Source organism: Brachybacterium tyrofermentans, assembly GCF_039526165.1.
GTDB lineage: Bacteria > Actinomycetota > Actinomycetes > Actinomycetales > Dermabacteraceae > Brachybacterium > Brachybacterium tyrofermentans.
The window spans coordinates 15,622-36,137 of record NZ_BAAAIR010000006.1 but is presented as its reverse complement, the minus strand read 5'-3'; the positions used below and the strand labels follow the sequence as shown (position 1 = coordinate 36,137).

The 20,516-nt window shown below is 69.7% G+C and carries 14 protein-coding genes; 7 read left to right on the top strand and 7 right to left on the bottom strand.

The annotated features are described in order from the left end of the window. Nucleotides 1-159: 159 nt before the first annotated feature. Both ABD093_RS01185 and ABD093_RS01180 read left to right on the top strand, forming a co-directional pair. Nucleotides 160-1,569: a beta-N-acetylhexosaminidase gene (locus tag ABD093_RS01185; protein ID WP_193118244.1), complete on the top strand. Its 1,410-nt coding sequence runs from the start codon at nt 160-162 to the stop codon at nt 1,567-1,569. Between the two features lies 1 nt (nt 1,570). Next, nucleotides 1,571-2,182, top strand: coding sequence for a LytR C-terminal domain-containing protein (locus ABD093_RS01180; protein ID WP_343921999.1), 612 nt, complete (start codon nt 1,571-1,573; stop codon nt 2,180-2,182). Between the two features lie 72 nt (nt 2,183-2,254). On the opposite strand, the gene ABD093_RS01175 is transcribed toward ABD093_RS01180, so the two are convergent. Then, on the bottom strand, nt 2,255-4,219 hold the full coding sequence (locus tag ABD093_RS01175; RefSeq protein ID WP_193118246.1) for an Ig-like domain-containing protein: 1,965 nt from the start codon (nt 4,217-4,219) through the stop codon (nt 2,255-2,257). Nucleotides 4,220-4,305: 86 nt separating this feature from the next. Between ABD093_RS01175 and ABD093_RS01170 the strand changes: the two genes are divergently transcribed. Next, complete coding sequence (locus ABD093_RS01170) at nt 4,306-5,814, top strand: maltokinase N-terminal cap-like domain-containing protein (protein WP_343921998.1); 1,509 nt, start codon at nt 4,306-4,308, stop codon at nt 5,812-5,814. 25 nt (nt 5,815-5,839) lie between these two features. Here ABD093_RS01170 and ABD093_RS01165 read toward each other — a convergent pair whose 3' ends face one another. Both ABD093_RS01165 and ABD093_RS01160 read right to left on the bottom strand, forming a co-directional pair. Next, entirely contained in the window at nt 5,840-6,565 is a 726-nt protein-coding gene (locus ABD093_RS01165; protein ID WP_343921997.1) for a hypothetical protein, read from the bottom strand. Then, a complete protein-coding gene (locus ABD093_RS01160; protein ID WP_226850543.1) occupies nt 6,562-9,912 on the bottom strand; it encodes an ATP-binding protein in 3,351 nt (1,116 codons plus the stop codon). The genes ABD093_RS01165 and ABD093_RS01160 overlap by 4 nt, the downstream gene beginning before the upstream one ends. A 355-nt stretch (nt 9,913-10,267) precedes the next feature. Here ABD093_RS01160 and ABD093_RS01155 point away from each other — a divergent pair, with 355 nt between their 5' ends. Both ABD093_RS01155 and ABD093_RS01150 read left to right on the top strand, forming a co-directional pair. Next, nucleotides 10,268-12,031 (top strand): glycosyltransferase, encoded by a 1,764-nt coding sequence (locus tag ABD093_RS01155; RefSeq protein WP_343921996.1) that lies wholly within the window; start codon nt 10,268-10,270, stop codon nt 12,029-12,031. Nucleotides 12,032-12,034: 3 nt separating this feature from the next. After that, nucleotides 12,035-13,297 (top strand): CDP-glycerol glycerophosphotransferase family protein, encoded by a 1,263-nt coding sequence (locus ABD093_RS01150; protein ID WP_343921995.1) that lies wholly within the window; start codon nt 12,035-12,037, stop codon nt 13,295-13,297. Nucleotides 13,298-13,367: 70 nt separating this feature from the next. Here the strand turns inward: ABD093_RS01150 and ABD093_RS01145 are convergent, their stop codons facing one another. Further along, a complete protein-coding gene (locus ABD093_RS01145; protein WP_343921994.1) occupies nt 13,368-15,248 on the bottom strand; it encodes an SIP domain-containing protein in 1,881 nt (626 codons plus the stop codon). Between the two features lie 541 nt (nt 15,249-15,789). Here ABD093_RS01145 and ABD093_RS01140 point away from each other — a divergent pair. Both ABD093_RS01140 and ABD093_RS01135 read left to right on the top strand, forming a co-directional pair. Then, nucleotides 15,790-16,476, top strand: a complete 687-nt coding sequence (locus ABD093_RS01140; protein WP_343921993.1) for an IspD/TarI family cytidylyltransferase — start codon at nt 15,790-15,792, stop codon at nt 16,474-16,476. Beyond that, entirely contained in the window at nt 16,469-17,176 is a 708-nt protein-coding gene (locus tag ABD093_RS01135; RefSeq protein WP_343921992.1) for an SDR family NAD(P)-dependent oxidoreductase, read from the top strand. Before ABD093_RS01140 ends, ABD093_RS01135 begins: the two co-directional genes overlap by 8 nt. Nucleotides 17,177-17,348: 172 nt before the next feature. Here ABD093_RS01135 and ABD093_RS01130 read toward each other — a convergent pair whose 3' ends face one another. The 3 genes from ABD093_RS01130 to ABD093_RS01120 all read right to left on the bottom strand — a co-directional run bounded on the left by ABD093_RS01130 (nt 17,349) and on the right by ABD093_RS01120 (nt 20,445). Beyond that, nucleotides 17,349-18,536, bottom strand: a complete 1,188-nt coding sequence (locus ABD093_RS01130; RefSeq protein ID WP_343921991.1) for an acyltransferase family protein — start codon at nt 18,534-18,536, stop codon at nt 17,349-17,351. Nucleotides 18,537-18,626: 90 nt separating this feature from the next. Beyond that, entirely contained in the window at nt 18,627-19,505 is an 879-nt protein-coding gene (locus ABD093_RS01125) for an ABC transporter ATP-binding protein (RefSeq protein ID WP_343921990.1), read from the bottom strand. Beyond that, nucleotides 19,498-20,445: an ABC transporter permease gene (locus ABD093_RS01120; RefSeq protein WP_343921989.1), complete on the bottom strand. Its 948-nt coding sequence runs from the start codon at nt 20,443-20,445 to the stop codon at nt 19,498-19,500. The genes ABD093_RS01125 and ABD093_RS01120 overlap by 8 nt, the downstream gene beginning before the upstream one ends. Between the last annotated feature and the right edge of the window lie 71 nt (nt 20,446-20,516).

Genomic DNA, 20,516 nt, shown 5'->3' with positions numbered 1-20,516 from the left:
GCAACAGGCAACAGGCAACAGGCAACAGGGAACAGGGAACAGGGAACAGGCAGCGCACTGGCTGATGCGGAGGTCTGCACAGCGGGCACGGTCCACCGTGACGGGCGTCTCATGGCAAACTGGGATCGACCACTCGATGTCGCTGTTCAGGAGAAGTTGATGCCCGACCCTCTCGCCCTCGTGCCGTACCCGCAGTCCGTCATCTGGTCGGACGGGACCTGGGAGACCAGTTCGCCGTGGGACGAGATCTCCGTCGGGATCACCGAGGACCTCCCCCGCACCGAGTACGCGCTGTCGATCTCCCCCACCGGGGCGAACCTCACTGCGGGCAGCGAGGCCGCCCTGGCCGACGGACGCAACACCTTCGCCCAGATCGTCACCGGCTCCGAGGGGTCGATCCCCTGCGTGACCATCAGCGACTATCCCCAGCACGCCTGGCGCGGCATGCACCTGGACGTCTCCCGGCACTTCTTCGCGGTAGCCGAGGTCGAGACCTTGATCGACGCGATGGCGCTGCACCGGCTGAACGTCCTTCACCTCCACCTGACCGATGACCAGGGCTGGCGGGTCGAGATCAAGGGCTACCCGAAGCTCACCGAGATCGGCGCCTGGCGCGAGCAGTCGCTCATCGGTCACATGAGCGGCGAGGAGTCCGCCTGGGAGTTCGACGGCACCCCGCACGGCGGCTTCTACACCCAGGAGGAGCTGCGCGGCCTCGTCGAGTACGCGCGCCGCCGCGGCATCATGATCATTCCCGAGGTGGATCTGCCCGGGCACATGCAGGCCGCGATCGCCGCGTATCCGACGCTCGGCAACTTCCCCGACCAGCGGGTGGGGGTGCGCGAGGTCTGGGGCATCTCCGACCACGTCCTCGGGGTCTCCGACGAGGTCTTCGACTTCCTCCGTGACGTGCTCACGCAGGTCGCGGACATCTTCCCGGCGCCCTACGTCCACATTGGCGGCGACGAGTGCCCGCGCGTGGAGTGGGAGCGCTCCTCGGCCGCCCGCACCCGGATGAACGAGTGGGGCCTGACCCGGGTCTCCGAGATCCAAGGCCGCTTCACGCAGTTCGCCGCCGACGTCCTCTCCGAGGCGGGCAAGCGGATCATCGCCTGGGACGAGGTGCTCGAGAGCCACCTCCCCGACGACACCGTGATCATGAACTGGCGCCACGGCAACGGGCTGAAGTCCGCCACCGGTCGCGGCTTCCGGACCATCATCGCGAACAACGAGCACACCTACTTCGACCACTACCAGGCCGATCCGAAGGGCGAGCCCCTCGCCATCGGCGGCCTCACCACGGTCAAGGACGTCTACACCGCCTCGTTCACCCCGCAGAAGCTCGACGAGGACCAGCAGAAGCTGCTGATCGGCCTCCAGGGACAGCTGTGGACCGAGTACATGCCCACCGCCGAGCAGGTCCAGTACATGGCGTTCCCGCGCATGTGCGCCCTCGCCGAGCGCGCCTGGGGATCGCCCGAGCAGAGCTGGGACGAGTTCGAGGAGCGCCTCCGGGCCCACCTCCCTCGCCTCGACGCGTTCGGCATCCGCTACCGCCCGCTGGACTGATATGTCCACATCCCACCGTGATGCCCATCCCTACGGGCGCTCGGCCGATGACGTCCGCCGACGCGAGCAGCGCGTCCGGCGGACGCGTCAGCTGCGTGCCACGCAGCTGGGCATCTTCTCCCTGCTCGCGCTGCTGCTCATCGGCGTCGGCGTGTACGCGGTCGGGCAGTTCCGTGAACCCGTCCAGGAACCCGGGGTGATCGGGGCGACGTCCGCCACCGAGGAGTCGACGGGCCTCACCTGCCCGGAGCCGGGCGCTGTCCCGCTGCCGCCGAAGTCGGTGACCGTCACCGTGCTCAACGGCACCGGACGCGGCGGGCTCGCCGGGGACATCACCGAGCAGCTCGCGGAGCGGGGCTTCGCGGTCGGGGACGCCGGGAACACGAAGAAGGCGAGCGGAGCCGCCACGGTGGTCTACGGCCCGAAGGGCTATCTCGCCGCCCAGTCCGTGCAGGCCCAGGTCCCCGACGCCGCCCTGCAGCTGGACGAGCGCGAGGACGAGACCGTGGACCTCCTGCTGGGCAACGGGTTCTCCACCCTCGTCGAGCAGAAGGACGCGACCGTCGCCCTCGAGGAGCCGGTCGAGATCCCCGAGGGCTGCCCGACGAGCTGATCGATCGGACGCTCAGGCGGACCCGAGAGGCTGGGGCGGGCCGGGCATGCTCCCGGCACCGCCCTTCGTCGCTCAGTCCTCCCAGCGGCGGCGCTCGTTCTCCATGCGCAGGCCGATCCACAGCGCGACGCCGCCGCCGAAGAGCAGCAGGGTCACGATGGTGCCGAACACCAGCGAGGTGGCAGGGGCCGAGGGCATCAGCCCGGAGAGCAGAGCGTTGATCCCGGTGACCTGGTTCGCCGACTCCTTTGTGCCGGTGAGAGCGCGGTCCACCTCCACCACGAGGTTCGCGGAGGTGGTGTTCCCCGTCGCGTCGAGCACCTCGTACCGGATCGGGGTGGTGCGGCCGAAGAAGCCGTCCTCGGGCATGAACGTCACGGCACCGTTCGCCATCACGGTGAAGGTGCCCTCCCCGGGGATCACCAGCCTCTTGCCGCGGCTGTCCGTGAGCTCGGTGAGGTTCGTCGCCGAGAGCGAGGCGATCTGCACCGACTGCGGGAGCAGTGCCTGTGAGGCGCTGCCGGCGGTGTCGTTGCCCAGCAGGTCCACGGTGACCGAGGTCCCCGGCGCGGTGCGCTCCTCGTCGTCGCGCATCGTGGCGAGCTCGGGGGCGAACCGAGCCGTGAGGGACGCACGGACCTCGTTGTCGGCGAAGATGCCCTGGGCGGTGATGCCCACCGGTTCCGCCCGGCCCGTGAACCCCTCCACGGGGGTCATGGTCACCGCGCGCGCCTCGAAGTCGATGTTCCACGTCCCCTCGCCGTCGACGACCGCTGTCGTGCCGTCGTCCGAGATCTTCGCCCCCGGTGGCAGCGAGTCCGGATCGAACCGGAGGGATTCCGAGCGGACGTCGCGCACGCCCGTGGTCAGGTCGAACTGGACCACCGATCCGGGTGTGGCCGCCGCGGATCGGTCCATGAGCATCGGGTAGGCGGTGCTGAGCAGCGCGACCGCGGAGGTCGCGCCCTTCCCGTCCCCGCCGGAGATGCCCATCGGGGCGGCATCCTGCACTTCGGCGCTCTCGGGGGAGAAGCGCACCGTGGCGCTGGCACGATCCAGGGTCCAGGAGCCCTGCCCCGGGACCACCACTGTCGTGCCCTCGTCCGTGATCTCGACGTTCTCCTCGCCGGTGAGGGGCACCAGCTCCAAGGTGCTGGGGTCGATGAACTGCTGGCCCTCCCCCACCACGAACAGGATGTCCTCGCCGTAGGGGGCGGACCAGTCGAGGTCGGAGATGATCGGGACGGTGAGCCGGGCCTCGATCGCGCGCAGCACAGTCCCCTCCTCGTCCTGGACGACCAGTCGCATCGGATCGACCTGCCGGCCCAGTCCCGGCCCTGCCGGCGCGTGGCTGAGCGTGTTCCCGTCCGCCGAGAGCTGCCAGATGCCCTGGTCGGGAACGATCGCACGGCTCCCGTCCGCGACGAGCGTCGACCCCGGAGGCAGCCCGGCCAGCTCGAGGCGGGCCTTCCCGCCCTCCGGGATCTGCCCGTCCAGCGGGATCTCCGTGTTCTGGCCGGCCGAGCCGCGCACCGGGATGTTCTCGAGCTCGACCAGCTCCGGGGTGAACTCCGCGGGCCGTGACCGCACGTCGTGGAGGCCCTCGATGGTGAGCGAGATCGGGACGGCGGGTCCCTCGACCCCTGCCAGCGGGGTGAACACCAGATCGGCCCCGAGCAGGGTCCAGGTTCCCTCTCCGGCCACGGTGAGGCTGCGGCCGTCCTCCGCGACCTCCATCAGCCCCTGGACGGCGGGGTCGCTGTCCTCCGGGACGGCGAGGAGGGCGGTGCTGAGGTCGACCTCGGCCTCGAGCTGGTCGTCGATGAGCGCGCCCAGCGGAACGTGGGTCACCGCCCCGGGCACCATCGCAAGGGTGTCGGTCTCGGCCGGGAAGTCGAAGGGGCCGTCCTCGCCCAGAGCTGCGGCCGGCAGGGTCAGGGACGCCATGAGCGCTCCGGCCGCGCACAGCGCGGAGACGCGCGCGGCGGCCTGTCGCAGGCCCGCGCGCGAACAGGGACGCGACGTCGGCTCGGGCACGTCCTCAGCGTAGCAAGCGAGCAGGGTCCGCCGACAAAGTGGTCGGGTCCCCGTCCGGGCGACGGGCCAGCCCCTACAGTGACCATATGGACGAGCCGAGCTCCCCCGCCACTGCTCCTGAGTTCGACGCCACGGCGATGCCGCCGATGGATGAGCTCCTCGATGCCCTCACCTCGCCCCTGGCCGACTGGATGCCGAATCAGCGGTGGTTCGCGCACATGGGCGCAGGGACTCCTGAGGTCTCGATCCGGGGCTGGGCCCCGCTGCGCGTCGCACCGGACCACGTCGTCGTCCTCGTGGTGGTCGGCGCGAGGTTCGCCGGCACGGAGCCGGCCGAGGCCCTCTACCAGGTGCCCCTCCTGATACGGCCTGAGGACTCCCCGGCCGCCGATCGACGCACCACCGACCAGGACGAGGGCTCCGAGGTGTCCGTCCTCGAGACCCCGGCCGCCCGCGTGCGGGTGCACGACGCCCTGCGTGACGTCGACGGTCGTGCGGCCGTGTTCGCCCTCCTGGCCTCCGACGAGCAGGCGCAGGGGCCCGGGATGAGCGTGCTCGCCCACCGGACTGCGCCGGGATCTCCGCTCCCCCTCGGCCCCGGACTGCGCAGCCGGATCCTGTCCGGGGAGCAGTCCAACACCTCGATCATCGTCGAGCCCGAGGGGACGTCCCCGATCATCCTGAAGCTGTTCCGTGTGCTCCATGACGGGGAGAACCCCGACGTGGTGCTGCAGGGGGCGCTCACCGCGGCCGGCAGCACCCGCGTGCCGCGGCTGATCGGATCGGCGAGTCTCGAGCTCGGCGATCTCCGCACCCATTCCCTGTTCGCCCAGGAGTTCCTGCCGGGCGTCGAGGACGCCTGGCGCACGGCTCTGCGGCTCGCCGTCGCGGGCGAGGACTTCAGCGCGGCCGCCCGCGGACTCGGCGAGGCGGTGTCCGAGGTCCATCGCGACCTCGCCGGCGCCCTGGGCACGACGATGACCGACGACGCGCTGCGAGCCGGGATGGTCGAGCAGATGCGCTCCCGAGCGGCGATGGTCGCCGCGGAGGTCCCCCAGGTGGCCGCGCATCGGACAGCGCTCGACGCCCTGCTCGATGCCGCGCTCGACGTGCCGTGGCCGCCGATGCAGCGCATTCACGGGGACCTGCACCTGGGACAGGTGCTGCTGGTCCCGGACCGCGGCTGGGTGCTGCTGGACTTCGAGGGCGAGCCGCTGCGCCCGCTCGCGCAGCGCTCGCTGTCCGACTCCCCGCTCCGGGACGTGGCCGGCATGCTGCGCAGCCTCGACTACGTCGGCGGGGCGGTGGCCCTCGAGCAGGGCGCGGACGCCTCCTCGTGGGTCCGGACCGCCCGGGCGGCGTTCCTGGAGGGCTGCCTGGGAGCGGCCGACGGGATGATCGTCACGGCGGCGGCCCAGGCCGATCCCCGTGCCGACACCGACGTCGACACCGCTGGTGATGCCCTCGGCGTGCTGCTGGCGGCCTTCGAGGCCGACAAGGCCGTCTACGAGGCGCTGTACGAGTCGCGGAACCGCCCGGACTGGCTGCCGATCCCGCTGGCCGCCCTCGAACGGATCAGTGCACGGAACGCGTAAGGCGAGCAGCCGGTCCGCGGACGGATCAGCCGACGGAACGCGAGGGGCGGGTCGTCGGGCTCGTCGACACCACCACCGGGGAGGCCGCTGCGGCCAGGAACGGCGCGCTGATCACGCGGACGGCGACCTGCACCCCGACGATCACCTCGAGGAGGTCTCCCCTCCCGGTGCGCCAGGTGGCGCCGCTGATCCCCTGGGACTCGGATTCCGACCGACGGCGCAGTCCCCGTGCCAGAGCCGCTCGATCGGCGGCAGCCAGCAGGTCCCGGGCGCTGTCCCCGCTCAGGTCCGGCGCACCGGAACTGGCCAGCAGGGCGCTGACATGGCAGAGCGTCCCCGTCCCGCGCCAGGTCTCCCCCGAGGAGCGATCGCGCTGGGGCCGCCGGTCGACGAAGCCGCCCAGCTCGGGCTGCTCGTCCAGCACCGCGTCGGTCACGCCCGTGAGGAGCCCGCGGACCCAGTCGTAGATCTCATGCTGCTCCGGCAGGGTCGCCGGGGATGCTGTGGGCGCTGTCGACATGCGTGCCCGCCTCTCGCGTCGCGCGCCGTCGGGGTCGCCGATGCGCTGTGCAGCCGGCCCGTCCGGGGCTGAGCTGTCGATCAAGTCGTGGATGGTCATCTCGTCGAACTCGTCGAACCCGTCGATCACGCCGAACTCGCCGATCCTGCTGATCCCGCCGACTCCGCGGTCCAGCGTAATCGTCGCCCGGGGGGCCACCGATGGGGAGAACTCCCCACCGGCGGCTTTCATTCCTGGACGGGGACGAACTCCACCGGGGCGACCGAGGAGTAGCGGTCCTGCCGGATCGAGACGACTCCCACGCCGCCGATGAAGGGGGCCAGGGCCTGGGGGTTCTTCCCCGGGTTGGCCAGGATCACCTGGAACCCGAAGTGACGGAAGGACTCCATCGCCGCGGTGATGAACTTGCCGGCGCCCTTGGAGAAGGCCTCGTCGATGATGATCGGGGCGAAGCGCGGCACCTCCTGGCCGGTGCCGGCCAGCTGGTAGCGCAGCGCCGCGGCGAGGCAGAAGGTCGCCAGGCGCTCGTTCTGGCCGCCCGAGAGCGGGCCGCCGGACTCGTGCGCATGGACCACGGTCCCCTCGGCGTCGACCTCCTCGGCATGGAAGTGGACGTGGCGGCGCACATCGAGGATGACCCGAGAGATCTGGTCGTCCCGTGTGCGGGCCGCACCGATCATGTCCATGAGGTGGCGCAGGGAGAGGAAACGCTCCTCCGCCAGGTCCCGATCTCGGCTGATGTCGTTCAGCGCCATGTCCGCGACGGCATCTTCGAGGGCACGCTTGAACTCATCGAGCGCGGTGAGGTGCACGGGACGCATGGACAGCTGCAGGAACCGGCCGGAATGGAACTCGACCTGGGACAGCAGGGCGTTGATGCGCTGCAGGCGCTTGCGGATCTCGGCGGGCTCGCGGGCGATGGCCGTGGCCAGGGCCTGCACGTCTCCGAGGGTGTTGCCGGTGAAGAACTCGAAGAAGCGGTCCTCGACCTCGGGCAGCTTCTCCTCCTCGATCCGCTGGAGGATCGCCAGGAAGTCGTCGGCCGCCTCCAGCGTCGCCGCGGTGTCCCCGGCCTGCGCGGGCCAGCGCCGGGAGAACTCACGCATCACGGTGCGGATGTCCTCCTCGGTGCGGGAGGTGCGCCGGGTCAGGGCCATCAGCTCCGCGTCCAGGGTCGCCGAGGCGTCCTTGGTGACCTGATCGATGTTCCCGATCAGCAGGGTCGGGGCGATCGCCGTGAAGCGCTCGGCCAGCTCCGCCTCGACCTCGGGCGCCAGGCTGGACTCGGCGACCCGGTCCCGGGCCTCGACCAGGCGCTCCTCGGCGCGCTCGGCCTGCTCGCCGAGCTTGCCGGCGGTGCGCACCACCTCCAGCAGCTCCTCGTCGGAGTCCGCGATCGAGCGCTCGACGTCGTCGATCTGCCGTGCCAGCTCGCTCAGCGCCGCCGAGCCGTCCTCCGCCGCGCGCACCATGTCGCGCAGGTTGGACACGCGCCGGGCGACCGAGGCGGCGTCGATGTCGTCCCAGGTGACCGAGCTGATCGACTGCAGGGCGTAGAGCCGCTCCCGGCGCTGCTCGCGCTCGGACTCGACGTCCTTGCGACGGGCCTGCGCCTCGAACAGGGACTGCTCGGCGCGGGTGCGCTCCTGCTCGAAAACGGCGCGCTTGGCGCGGTTGTCGAAGCCGAGCACCCACTGGGAGCGGTCGTTGATCTGGCGGTCGGTGTTCTTCTCGTGCCGCGACGCGGAGTGCTTGATCTGGCCGGAGCGCAGCACCGCACGGTTCAGCCGGGTGAACTCCTCCAGGGTCTCCGCGCAGGTGTAGTCCATGCGGGAGGCGATCTCGCTGGTCAGCCACACGTGGAACTCGCCGTCCTTGACCTCGAGCTTGGCGGCCAGTGACCGCTCGTCGATGGTCTTGGACGGGCGGCGCAGGTCGGTGTTGACCCGGTTGTAGGAGATCCGCCGACGCAGCTTGGTGCGGTCGATGACCGCCGCCACCTCGCGGTAGACACGGTCCGGCACCAGGATCGAGCGGGCGAGCCCGCGCAGCGCCTGCTCGGCGGCCGCGGTCCATTCCTCCTCGCCGCCGCGCACCTGGAGCAGCTCGGCGGCGAAGGGCAGCTCGGTGGGGGCGATGCCCACCTCGGACGCGATGTGGTCGCGCAGGGCGACGTCCTCGGAGTGCAGGTTCGAGGCGCGCGAGGTCAGGGAGGCGAGCTCCTCCCGGGTGCGGGCGAGGGTCGTGGAGAGCTCGCGCACCATCGCCTCCGCCTCCCAGCGGGCGGAGTCCGCGCCCTTCTCCTCGGCCTCCAGGGCATCGCGCAGGGCGTCGACCTCGCGCTGCAGGGCCAGGAACATGTCCTCGCCGGAGGGGGTGCGCAGCTCGACGGTGGCCAGCAGGGCGGCGAACTCGGTGCCGCGCTCCCGGCGTCGGTCGCGCTCGACCTCGAGGCCGGCGATCTGCTGCTTCCAGTCGTCGATCTCTCCGCCGCCGGCCCGCTTGCGCTGCTCCTTGAGCTGGGCGAGGTCCGAGCGGGCCTCGGCGACATCCTGGGTCAGCCGTCGCTGCTGAGCCCCGAGCCGGTCGCGCTCGAGCTGGAGCCTGCCGGTCTCGTCACCGAGCAGGCGCACGAGGTGCTGGGCGGCGTAGACATCGATATCGGCGCGGCGGTCCACGAGCTCCCCGCCGCGCGCGCGCATCGCGGTCCAGTCCTCGTGGTTCTCCCGCAGCCCCCGCAGCAGGTCGCGCTGCTCCCGGGCGGTGACCAGGGCCTGGTAGACCTCGGAGAGGTTCTGGAAGTTCGCGAGCGCCTGGTCGGCGAGCTCGAAGGTGCGCGGGGCGTCGAGCATGTAGTCGCGCAGGAGGGCGTTGACGTCGCCCAGCTCCTTGGCGGACTGGATCTTGTGCAGCAGGCCCAGGGCCTTCTCGTCCGGGATGCCCAGCAGCTGGCTGAAGGCGGCGCGGTACTCACGGAACTGGCGGAAGGTCTCCGTGCCGGGGTGCGCGTTCTCGAGCGCCTTGCCCTCGATCTGCGTGGAGACGAACTGCCGCAGGTCGGTGACGTCCAGGGGCGTGCGGGAGATGACGTAGAGGCTCTTCACGTCGGAGTCCGAGGTGTGCCCGGCATGCAGCAGGAGCAGGCGGGAGAGCTGGACGATGCCGCCCATCCCGTCGGAGTAGCGCATGGTCAGCACCGACAGGGTGGTCTTGTCGCGCAGCACCTCCTGGCTGAACTCTCCGGTGGCCTGGTCGTAGTGCATAGCCCAGGCGCCGCGCACGTAGCTGGCCACCGTGCGGCGGTACTTCGAGCGGGCCGGGCCGGCGTCGGACGCCGCGGCATTGAACTGCAGCGTGCGCGGCGGGGTGAGCAGGGCGCTGACGGCATCGAGCAGCGTCGACTTGCCGGTGCCGGGGCCGCCGGTGAGGAAGAAGCCCTTGGAGGAGATCTTCAGGTCATGGGTGCCGTGGAACGTCCCCCAGTTCGACACCTGCACCGCGATCAGGCGCCACTGGCCCGGATGCGGATGGTCGGGGTCGGTGCCCACCCGGGCGCTCGGCGCGTCGGCCTCGGGCATGCCCGGAAGATCGAGGGTCTCGGCTGCGGAATTCACCCTTGCAGGGTACCGGGACGGAGGGCTGTTCCGTGGCGCCTCCGCGGCAGTGCGGTTCGGCGCGCCGATCAGCATCGCGATGGCGTTCATGCGGAGTTCACATTGCTATAGTCCAAGTCCCGGCCGTCCCGGGGGTTCTCCTCGCATGCGGCGTCACCGCCACACTCGGCGTCTCCCCCGCGAGGACAACGCTCGAGCCCCTGATCCAGCACACGCGGGAGGAGCGTCGACGAATGGCACCCAGCCCGCATCGACGCCTCAGCGCTCCCTCGGGATTCCCCGTGAGCAGCGTCCCCTCGGGTCACCCCGTGAGCGCCACATGAACGCCGCACCGGATCCCTCGCCCCTCCTTCTCGCCTCGTGCACCGTCGACGCCGCCGAGGACGCGGCAGGCACGGCCGGGCTCGTGGCAGGCACGTCGAACACTGCACAGACCGCACAGACTGCAGGGACTGCAGGGACCACCGCCACGGCCTCGCTCTGGGAGCAGGCCTTCCCGGTGTCCGTCTGGCGCACCGTGCTCGGCGCGAGCACCGTCGCCGTACAGGTCGAAGGCGCCCGCGCCACCTTGTGGGGATCCCGGGACGGGCGTCGTCTCCCTCTGGGCCCCCTGGTCGACGGGCACCGGGAGATCTCGCTCGCCGCCGACGACCACGACTGGCTCTGGGTCGAGGGCGAGGTGCGCTCGGTGGCCTGGACGACCGCACGTTCGATCACGACCCCGCAGGTCACCGTGGTGATGCCGACCTACCGCCGGGAGGCGGATGCGGTCGCGCAGGCCGCGCGTTTCGCCCGGATGCAGTGCGTGCAGCACGTGATCGTCGTGGACCAGGGCGACAGCCTCGCGGACCACGACGACTTCCGTCGGCTCCAACGATCTGCCCCGGAGATCCAGCTGATCACGCAGGCGAACCTGGGCGGTTCCGGGGGCTATGCCCGCGGCATGCGCGAATCCGAGAGGTTCCCGCAGGATGCCGTGCTGCTCTCGGACGACGACGCGATCATCAGCGAGGAGTCGCTGCGCCGCATGGTGACCTTCCAGTCCCTCGCCGCGCAGCCCACCATCCTCGGCACGCCGCTGTTCTCCGCGCAGGACCCGATGCGGCTGACGGCCCTGTCCGAGGCGGTGCGCGCGAACGACTTCCAGTGGCATGCGGCCGACGGGGTGCGCGGCCCCGTCGACCTCACCGGGACGTCGCCTGATCGCTGGACGTTCCTGCGTGCCCGCGGCGAGGCCAACTACACGGGATGGTGGGCGACGCTGCTCCCGCCCGGAACCGTCGCCGAGCTGGGCCTGCCGGCGCCGTTCTTCCTGAAGTGGGACGACGCTGAATACGGCCTGCGCGCCACCCGCCACGGCTACCGCCACGTGGTGCTGCCCGGGACGAGCGTGACGCATCCTCCGTGGGATGCGTTCCGTACGCAGATGTCCTGGACCTCGCGAGTCCTCCATCGCAACCGCCTGGCCACCGCCGCCGCGTATGACGCCGGTCGCGGCGTGATCCTCTCCTCGCTGCTGCACCAGCTCAAACACATCCTGTCCGGTCACCACCTGACCGCGACCCTCTGGGACCACGGCATCGACGCCTTCCTCGCCGGGCCGTCCAGCTGGCTGGGCCTGGATCTCGAGCGGGCGCGCGCCGACGGGCAGGAGCTGGTGACGCGGTGGAACGCTCGGAACCCGACCTCCGCGGATGCCCTGCCCACCCCGCGCGCCGCTCCCCTGCCGCTGGCTCCCGCGCTGCTGCGTGCCCTGCTGCGGATCGTCCGGCCCGATGCCGAGCCCCGGGTCGTGGTGGCGATGACCGCCGAGCAGCTGCACTGGCGCACCGCGCTGGGCGCCGACGCCGTGATCATCACCGACGGGGGCAGCCCGGACGGCGCCGTCCACCTCGTGCGGGGGTCGACGGCCCGCCATCTCCTCACCCGGACCCTCGGACGCCACCTGCGGATGGCTCTGCGCTGGTCGTCGCTGCGCCGGCAGTACCGGCGGGACCTCCCGCGCGCCACCACCAAGGCGGCATGGGCCGAGCAGTTCGACCGGTCCGTCGCCCCGTCGCACGCCGAGAACGGGGGCTCATAGGTCATGCAGCCCCGGGAGAACACCCTGAACCGTCGCATCCGCAGCGCCGGTGGCAAGTTCCTGCGCAGATACGGCCTGCTGCCGGGCGGGATGCCCGACGGGCTCGGGGACGACGCCACCCTCCGCGACAGTGCGCTGGACGGCGAGGTGATCGTGTACTTCGCCGACACCGCCGACAGCCTCTACCAGCTGCGCGGCTGGTACGGGCCGCTGCGAGAGCTGCACCGTGCCCAGGGGGTGACCATCGTCTGCATGGACTCCCGGGTCGCGGCGACGATCCGGGAGGAGTCCGGACTGCCGGTGGTGACGATCGCGCAGGACGCGACGCTGGATGCGCTGATCATCCGCAGCGGCACGAAGCTGATCCTGTACGTGAACTACAACCCGCTGAACATGGCACCGCTGCGGGCGCGCTCCGCACTGCACGTCTCCCTGCTCCACGGGGACTCCGACAAGGGCGTCTCCGTCTCGAACCAGGTCAAGGCGTACGACTACTCCTTCGTCGCCGGGCAGGCGGCGATCGACCGCTTCGCCCGGTACACCTCCCTGTTCGACGCCGAATCGCGCTGCATCGAGGTGGGCCGCCCCTCGCTGGACACCGACAGGGTGGAACCCGGCACTGCTCAGCGGCGCGGCGACGATCCGGTGGTGCTGTACGCCCCCACCTGGGAGGGCGGGCAGGCGAGCGTCGCGTACAGCTCTCTGCAGACGCATGCCGACGCCATGCTGCGCTCGCTGCTCGCGAAGGGCTATCGGATCATCTACCGCCCCCACCCGTTGACGGGCGTGCGCGTCCCGGAGTTCGGGGAGGCGGACCGCGCGGTGCGGGAGCTGCTCGAGGGCGGCTGGCACACCATCTCCGGCGATCGTGCGCTGCAGCGCGACTTCGCCGAGGCGGATCTGCTGATCTGCGACGTCTCCGCGGTGGCGAACGATTGGCTGGCCACGGGCAAGCCGGTGATCGTCACCCGCTCCGCCGGGGCCGATTCCCGCGATGCGGGCACCAGGATGCTCGAGGTGCTGCCGCGCCTGGACGCCGCCGATGCCGAGCATGCCGGGGAGATGGTCACCGAGCAGATCGAGGTCGATCCGGATCGCGAGGAGCGCCGGCGGCTGACCGAGTACTACCTCGGCGACACCCGTCCCGGCGCCTCGCTGGCGCGCTTCCTCGCCGCCTGCCGCGACCTCAGCGTCCAGCGGGATGAGCTGTGGAAGCAGATCACGGAGAACGAGCACCCCTCGGATCCGCGGACTGCGACCAGCTGAGCCGCGCGGGGCACGCCCCGTCTCTACGGCCTATAGCCCTACGGCCCTACGGGCGGGCGGACGGGCAGGCTCAGTGCTCCGGACGCCCTGCACGCCAGTAGCCCATGAAGGACACCTGCTTGCGGTCCAGGCCGAGATCGCTCACCAGGTGCCGGCGCAGCGACTTGATGACGCCCGCTTCGCCCGCGAGCCAGGCATAGAACGCGCCGTGTCCGGTCGTGGTCTCCCACAGGATCGAGGAGTCGACGTCGACGTCCTCGAGGGCCTCGGGACTCGCGGCCCCTGTCGAGGCATACGTCGTGGCGTCGGCGGGCGTGCCCGTGCCCCGGAAGGCCTGGGCGTTCTCCCCCATGAGACGCTGCACCTCGGCGGCGAGCAGCTCGCCATGGGGCCGATCCCCCCGGGGCAGCCAGCGCATCTGAACCCCGGAGCGGGTGAGGATCCGCTGCTCGTCGGCGGCGTCCGGGATCTCCACGAGGGCATGCCCTGTGATGGAGGCCGGCAGCGATTCGAGGATCGAGCCGATCGCCGGGAGCGCGGTCTCGTCCCCCACGAGGAGCACGGTGCGCGCGGTGCCCGGTCGGAACTCGATGCCGGCGTAGTCGGGGCCCACGAGATGCTTGTTCGGGCCGAGCATGGAGATGGTGTCCCCCACCTGCGCCTGCTGGGCCCATCGGGCCGCGACGCCGCTGCCCTGCGTCACCTCCGGCTCGAGGTGGAGCACGAAGTCGACGTCGATCTCGGGGTGCTCCCCGTGGTTGCCGGGGTGGCCGGCCGCCCGGGCATCGCGCACGGTGTAGGTGCGCATCCAGCCGCGGTCGAGAGGATCGATCTGCAACCACGTGCGGTACCACTCGTGCTGGGTCGCCGGATCGATCAGGCCGCCCGGCCGCACGGAGACGAAGTGGTCCCGGCTCGTCTCGGGCCCGGGGACGATCAGCTTGATGCGCATGTCCAGGGGATGGCAGTTGGCCCCGAAATGGACCAGATCCGCACCCGTGAAGGTGAAGCGCACGAGGTTCTTCCCCAGCTGCTGACGGGCGGCGACGGTGAGCTCGAAGGCGAGCAGGGGGCTGTGCTCGAGAGCGGGAGCCAGGTCGGTGACAGGCGCTGACGGGTCAGTGGTGATCGTGGTCATGGCGTCCTCCTCGGAGGCGTCGTGGTGGGTGCGCCCTCGCCCGCGAGGCAGCACCATGGGCGTGCCCGAATGGGGGTCCGGGGCGATATGGCAGTCGAGGGCGAAGACGTCGTGCACCATCTGCTCGGTGATGACGTCGGCCGGTGGGCCCTCGACATGGATACGGCCGTCCTTGACGGCGATCAGGTGATCGGCGTAGCGGGCCGCGAGGTTGAGATCGTGCAGGACGATGCCGACGGTGGTGCCCCGCTCGCGGTTGAGGTCGCGCACCACGTCCAGGACGTCGAGCTGATGGGTGAGGTCCAGGAAGGTGGTGGGCTCGTCGAGGAGCAGCACCTCGGTCTGCTGGGCGAGCGCCATGGCGATCCAGACGCGCTGCCGCTGCCCGCCGGAGAGCTCCGCGACGGGTCGGTCCTGCAGATCCGTGGTGCGGGTCGCCGCCAGGGCATCCTGCACGGCCTGCTCGTCGTCCCCGCTCCACTGCGAGAAGAGGCCCTGATGGGGGAAGCGGCCGCGGGCGATGAGCTCGCGCACCGTGACGCCGTCGGGGGCGAGCGGGGACTGCGGGAGCAGACCGAGCCGCCGGGCGAGCTCCTTGCCGGCGAGGGCGTGGATGTCCTTGCCATCGAGCACGACGTCGCCTCCGCGCGGCGCCATCAGCCGGGACAGGCCGCGCAGCACGGTGGACTTCCCGCAGCCGTTGGCCCCGACGATGATCGTGATCTGCCCTTCGGGCAAAGTCAGATCGAGGTCGTGGACGATCTCCCGACGGTCGTAGGCCAGGTGCAGCCCTCGAGCTTGGACCAGTGCCATCAGCCGACCACCTTCCCGTCGCAAGCTTCTCCGTGGCGTCCACGGTCCGTCGGGGTCGGAGACCCTCCCCGCACCGGGACGCCCCCGCGCACCGGTGTGCGATGAGGCAAGCCTGACCTTATTCCGCAAGGCGTGGGTGACGCAATTGCCGTCCACCGACGGGATCGCCGCCTCCGTCATCGATGCACGCCGCAGGCCCGGACGCTCGCGGGGACGTGAGCGGGATCATGCGGACGGAGCCTCAGGACGGGGAACAGAGCCGCCACAGGGCGGTCGCAGTGCAGTCGTAGGGCGGTCGTAGGGCGACTGCAGGGCGGCTGCTCCACGGCGGCGGGGCCTCCCGCAGGCCCTGCGGCGACCGTGAGAGGAACCACGGATTCCGTCGGCTCTCCGCGAGCCGCAGAACAAAAGCCCATCGACCTCGTACAGTGAACATCGAGGGTCGCGCCGGTTGCGGCCCAGTGAACTCGACGGATGCGGTTCCTGCAGATGACCGTCGGTCATCCGGCAGCGCCGCCGACCCGCACGAAGGAACGACTCTATGTACTCACTCATCCTCCTCAACGGCGGAATAGGCAGTCGCACGGGTGCTAGTCAGCCCAAGCAGCTGCTCAAGCTCCGCGGCATCCCGATCCTGGTCTACGCACTCGTCACGGCCGACCGTGTCGAGCAGATCTCCCAGATCGTGGTCAACTACCCGCCGCAGTGGCGGGAGCAGATCGAGGAGGTCCTCGAGGCCTACGCGATCTCGACCCCGGTCACCCTGGTGGAAGCCGGCGATTCCCGGCATTCCTCGGTCGCCGCGATGCTCCCGCATTGCACCAACGACGACGTGATCATCCACGAGTCCGCTCGCCCGCTGGTGCGTGAGCGCGACTTCCGCAATCTCATCGACTCCGAGCACGCGAACGTCTCGCTCATGTCGCCGATCTCCTTCACGGTGGCTCCGGTCGACCCGGAGACCTCCGAGGTCACCGGGTCCCTGGACCGCGACCGACTGCGCAACGTCCAGCTGCCGCAGAAGTTCTCGAAGTCCGACCTCGAGGCCGCGCACACCCGTGCGGTCGAGCAGGGCATCGAGTTCACCGAGGACGCCACGCTCGTGGCCGACAGCGGGTTCCCCGTCTACTTCATTGATGGCTCGGACGAGAACTTCAAGGTCACCACCAGCACGGATCTGAAGATGGCAGGGTTCCTCCTGCGACCTGAGGAGGACGACGATGAGTAAGACTGCACTCGTGACCGGGGCGTCGCGAGGCATCGGCCTCGAGACCACCCGCCGGTTCATCCTGAACCACGACGACATCACCACCGTGGTCATGTTCGCCCGTGACTCGGAGGACTTCGACAACAACGTGAAGGAGCTCGAGAAGGAGCTCCCGATCGGCCGCAAGCTCGTGCCGTACAAGGTCGACGTCGGCGACCGCTCGGCCCTCAAGAAGGCGGTCAAGCAGGCGTACGACGAGGTCGGGAACATCGACATCCTCGTCAACAACGCCGGCTACACCAACCCGGTCCCGCTCCAGCAGGTCAAGATGGCGGACTTCGAGAAGACGATGAGCGTGAACCTCTACGGCCCGTTCACCATCGTCAAGACGCTGCTGAACCGGGGCAACCGCTTCGATCTCATCGTCAACATCGCGTCGACCGCGGGCATCAACGGCCGCTCCGGCTGGCTCACCTACTCGGCCTCCAAGGCCGCGGTGATCAACATGAGCCAGGTGATGCGCGAGGAGCTGTCGATCTACGGCACCCGTGTGGTCTGCCTGTCCCCCGGCCGGACGGCGACGGATCTGCGCAAGACCCTCGCCCCCGACGAGGACCCCTCGACGATCATGCAGCCCGAGCATGTCGCCCAGGTCATCAGCACCCTGTCCTCCGGCGTCGGTCGCTACATCGACTCGGAGAACATCGTCGTGCGGCTCTGACCTGACGCAGGGGCCCGCTCGACGGGCCGTTCCACCACAGTGGGCGCGCCCCCGATTCTGGATCGGGGGCGCGCCCACTTCGTGTCTCCCGCGGCAGGAGCCGGCCTGCGCGGACCGGCAGCGACGACTGGCCAGCGGGCCGCCTGGCTGGTTGCGTCGACCGTTGTGCGGGTCAGCTCCCCTCGGGAGCTGCGGGCACCCTCGCGGACGCAGCGGAGGGCGCCTCTGACCGCGCAGTGGTGAGGGCCTCGGAGGACGGAGCGGGCACGGGCGGCGCCGAACCCCCTCCGTCACGCCCCGGCCTCTCAGAAGCATGGGGCGGTGCCATCGCCTCGGCAGGCAGCACCAGGTCGACGATGCGCTGCAGGAGGCCGACGAAGCGTCCGAGGGTATTGGCGAACAACCAGGCCCAGAAGCGTCGAGAGGTCGGATTCTTCTCGACGACCTGATGCAGGCCGTAGGCGAGGGCGACCACGAACGTCAGGATCAGCGGGTACACGAACCACTTGTTCTCTTCGGTCGCGAACCGATCCAGGAGCATATAGCCGATGTGCGCATGCAGGAGGTACAGCGGGTAGGTCAGGGCGCCGGCCGTCTGGGACCCGGGAAGTCGCAGTCGGCGCACGGCCGGGCTGAGCGTCACGAGCAGGATCACGAAGATCAGCGTCTTGAGACCGCTGAGGAGCGTCAGCTCGAAGTGACTGATCGGGAGGTAGGCGGCAAGGAGCCCCACGACCTTGTATGCAGACCATCCCGAGTCGACGATCGACGCGATGATCGCGCCGCCGGCGAACCAGATGAAGTAGCCGCCGAGGTACGGGGCGCTGCTGGTCATATCGGGGGCGGCCATGGTCAGGTAGAACATGAGGATCGCCCAGGCCGGCATGAGGATCTCGAGCCGCTTCCCCTGGCGGAACAGGATGAGCAGGAACACCAGGAAGTAGAACTGCACCTCGTACAGCAGCGTCCAGTACACGCCGTCGACGAGGGGCTGGTCGAGCAGCTTGGGGACGATCGTGAGGTTCGCGAGGAACTGCGGGAGGTTCACGGTCATCATGTCCCCGCCGAGGAACAGTGTGAAGACGGTGGTGATGATCAGCGCGACCCAGAAGGCGGGATAGAGGCGCAATGCGCGCCCCACGGCGAACTGCTTCGCCGTCTTCCCCCGCGCCGAGGCGAAGATGACGTACCCGCTGATCATGAAGAAGAAGTTCACGCCGAGATAGCCGTACTGCGCAACGGCTGCAATCGGCTCGTGGTCGATCGAGTCGACCTTGCCGTTATGGATCCCGTTGTACAGGTAGTGGAAAGCCACCACCGAGACTGCGGCGAGGAGACGCAGATAGTCCACGATCTCCACGCGCTGACGCCTAGGGGCGGGTCCTGTTCTATCGGTCATCATAAACGCTCTCAGTGTGGACGGGACCTCCAAGGCCCCCGCCGAGGACGATCAGCCCTTGGCCTTCGGTTTCGCCTTGGCGTTCTTCTTGGACTCCGCCACGAACCTCTTGTAGCGCCCGCAGACCTCCTTCGGATCTCCGTCCATCACGAGCTTGCCCTCGTGTACCCAGAGCACGCGGCTGCACATGCTCTGGATGGTCCCCAAGGAGTGACTCACCAGGAACACGGTGCCGGCCTGCTCGCGGACCGCATCCATCTTGGCCTTGCTCTTGGCGCGGAACGCAGCGTCGCCGGTGGCCAGGGCCTCGTCGATCATGAGGATGTCCGGGACGGCAGAGGCGGAGATCGCGAAGCGCAGTCGCGCCCCCATACCGGAGGAGTAGGCCTTCATCGGCAGGTTCACGAAGTCGCCGAGATCCGCGAAGTCCACGATCTCCTGGTAGCGCTCGTTGACCTCCTTGGTGGTCAGGCCCAGCGCGAGCGCACCGATCATGATGTTGCGCTCGCCCGTGAGGTCCTTCATGAGCACGGCGTTCACGCCCAGCAGCGCCGGGGAGCTGGCCACGTGCACCGTGCCGGAGGCAGGCGGTATGAGGCCCGCAATGGCGCGCAGCAGCGTCGACTTGCCCGAACCGTTCACACCGATGATGCCGATGGCCTCGCCGTGCTTGGCGGAGAAGGTGATGCCGCGGACGGCCTTCACCTCACGGACCGCGGGCTGGCTCGCTCCGCGCCGGAGCAGCTTCTGGAAGAAGCCCTGCTTACGCTGCGGCCCGTGGCCCACCTTCTTCGCACCGAACACGCGATAGGTCACGTGCAGATCGTTGACGAGCAACGACAGCTGTTCCGAAGGGACTGCGACGACAGGGGCGCTGTCGAGGTCCTCGGGGTCGATCTCGAAATCGACTTCGTCCTCGATATCAGTCACGTCCGTACCGCTCCTCTCCGCGCCAGAACACCACGAAGCCGACGATCGCGAAGATGATTGCCCATCCGATGCCGAACAGCCACATCGTGAGCGACGGCTGGTACGCGGGTTCGTTGAGCAGGCAGGAGCGCACCAGATAGAGGTACACCGCCACCGGCTGGTACTGCGCGATCCAGCCCCAGCTGAACTGGCCCAGGTACCGGTCGATCGAGAAGATGACGCCGGAGGCATACATGAGCACGCGCATGATGTGCGGGATGATGTTGTCGAGGTCCGGGGCGAGCGCCACCCACCGTGCGACCAGGAACGCGCAACCGGTGGAGAAGATCCACATCAGGGTGATCGCGGGGATCGTGAGAAGCCAGTACCAGTCGATGGTGACCTTGCCGGCGAAGGGCAGGAAACCGGAGACGTACGAGATGACAGCCATGACCACGACGGCCGGGAGCAGGATCGTCAGCTCCGTGAGCACCCCGGCGATCGGCAGCACGGCGCGGGGGAACTTCACCGACCGCACCAGGTTGAGGTTCTTGTTGATCGAGTGGGCGCCGGCCATGACGGACCGCTCGAAGAAGCGGAACATGAACACGCCGCACACGATGAACGCGATGGTGTTCTCGATGCCGGCACGACCCAGCTGCAGGATGAAACCGAAGATGACCACGTACACCGCGGCGTTCATCATCGGGGAGAAGAGGGTCCAGAGCTGGCCCAGGTAGGTGTTCTGGTTCTCGGCCTGCGCCTTGGACACGGCCATCACCTTGATGAAGGAGCGGCGGGCCCAGAGATCCTTGATGTACGGGATCAGATGCGGGCGCACGCCGATCTGCTCGAGACCGTTCTCCCGGGCCGCGGTGTCGACCTCGGCCTGGTCGTAGGCGCGCTCCAGCGGCGCCGGCACCCTCGGTGCGGTGACGCCCTTCGCCTCGCCAGCAGTCAAAGTGCTGCTCCCATCTCGCCGGGTACTGTCCATCCGCGCCGCAGGAGCCTCGGACTACCGGCCATGATAGC

Bases quoted from the DNA above. Each gene is read 5' to 3' on its own strand.
- ABD093_RS01185 (WP_193118244.1), top strand. From the start codon at position 160: ATGCCCGACCCTCTCGCCCTCGTGCCGTACCCGCAGTCCGTCATCTGG.
- ABD093_RS01180 (WP_343921999.1), top strand. From the start codon at position 1,571: ATGTCCACATCCCACCGTGATGCCCATCCCTACGGGCGCTCGGCCGAT.
- ABD093_RS01170 (WP_343921998.1), top strand. From the start codon at position 4,306: ATGGACGAGCCGAGCTCCCCCGCCACTGCTCCTGAGTTCGACGCCACG.
- ABD093_RS01165 (WP_343921997.1), bottom strand. From the start codon at position 6,565: ATGAAAGCCGCCGGTGGGGAGTTCTCCCCATCGGTGGCCCCCCGGGCG.
- ABD093_RS01160 (WP_226850543.1), bottom strand. From the start codon at position 9,912: ATGCCCGAGGCCGACGCGCCGAGCGCCCGGGTGGGCACCGACCCCGAC.
- ABD093_RS01155 (WP_343921996.1), top strand. From the start codon at position 10,268: ATGAACGCCGCACCGGATCCCTCGCCCCTCCTTCTCGCCTCGTGCACC.
- ABD093_RS01150 (WP_343921995.1), top strand. From the start codon at position 12,035: ATGCAGCCCCGGGAGAACACCCTGAACCGTCGCATCCGCAGCGCCGGT.
- ABD093_RS01145 (WP_343921994.1), bottom strand. From the start codon at position 15,248: ATGGCACTGGTCCAAGCTCGAGGGCTGCACCTGGCCTACGACCGTCGG.
- ABD093_RS01140 (WP_343921993.1), top strand. From the start codon at position 15,790: ATGTACTCACTCATCCTCCTCAACGGCGGAATAGGCAGTCGCACGGGT.
- ABD093_RS01135 (WP_343921992.1), top strand. From the start codon at position 16,469: ATGAGTAAGACTGCACTCGTGACCGGGGCGTCGCGAGGCATCGGCCTC.